Raw genomic sequence first — 960 nt, forward strand, 5'->3', positions numbered from 1 at the left:
GTTGGGGGTTGCGCCGTGAGCAGCGTGCTTGATCTGGTTCGCGATGATCTGCGTGACTTCGGCGGTTACTCGTCTGCGCGCAGCGCCAAGCTGCAAGGCGAAATCTGGCTCAATGCCAATGAATCGGCCTGGGCCAATCCGGGCGATGCGCAGGCCAGTTGTCGCCGCTATCCCGATCCACAGCCGCAGCCGTTGCGCGAGCGGCTGGCCAGTCTTTATGGCTGCCAGTCCGAGCAACTGTTGATCGGTCGCGGCAGCGACGAAGCCATCGATCTGCTGGTGCGCGCCCTGTGCGTGCCCGGCCGCGACGCGGTGCTGTACACGCCGCCGGTGTTCGGCATGTATGCAGTCAGTGCACGGCTGCAGAACGCGCCGGCGCTGGAGGTGCCGCTGCTCGACACCGACGCAGGGCTGGTACCGGACATTGACCGCATCATCACCACGGCAAAGGAGGGCAGAGCCAAGCTGGTGTTCCTGTGTTCGCCTTCCAATCCGGGTGGCCTGAGCATCACGCTGGATCAGATTGAAACCGTGGCCAACGCGTTGCGCGGGCAATCCTTGGTTGTCGTGGATGAAGCCTACGCCGAATTCGCCGACGAACCCTCTGCCACCACCTTGATGGCGCGGTTCGACAACATCGCCGTGCTGCGCACGCTGTCCAAGGCGCATGCGCTGGCGGCCGCACGCATTGGCTGCGTGATAGCCGATGCGGCACTGATCAGCGTGCTGCGCCGTTGCCAGGCGCCGTACCCGATCCCGACGCCGTGCTCAACGCTGGCGCTTGCCGGCTTGGATGACGCTGCGCTGGTGCAGACCCGTGCGCGCATTGCCACCGTGCGCGGTGAGCGCGACCGTCTGCGCATTGCCTTGTCGCTGCAGCGCTGTGTACGCCATGTTTACGGCTCGGATGCGAACTTCCTGCTGGTGCGTTTCAGCGATGCCGAAGCCGCCTTCCAGGCC

Annotated in this window: 1 protein-coding gene; it reads left to right on the plus strand. The window is 65.1% G+C overall.

What is annotated here, in order from left to right; genetic code table 11:
* Positions 1-15: 15 nt before the first annotated feature.
* Positions 16-960: histidinol-phosphate transaminase (gene hisC / locus ABB27_RS18985; RefSeq protein ID WP_083491395.1), on the plus strand; the 945-nt coding region annotated here is incomplete at its 3' end.

Origin of the sequence: Stenotrophomonas terrae (assembly GCF_001431465.1) — a bacterium.
GTDB lineage: Bacteria > Pseudomonadota > Gammaproteobacteria > Xanthomonadales > Xanthomonadaceae > Stenotrophomonas > Stenotrophomonas terrae.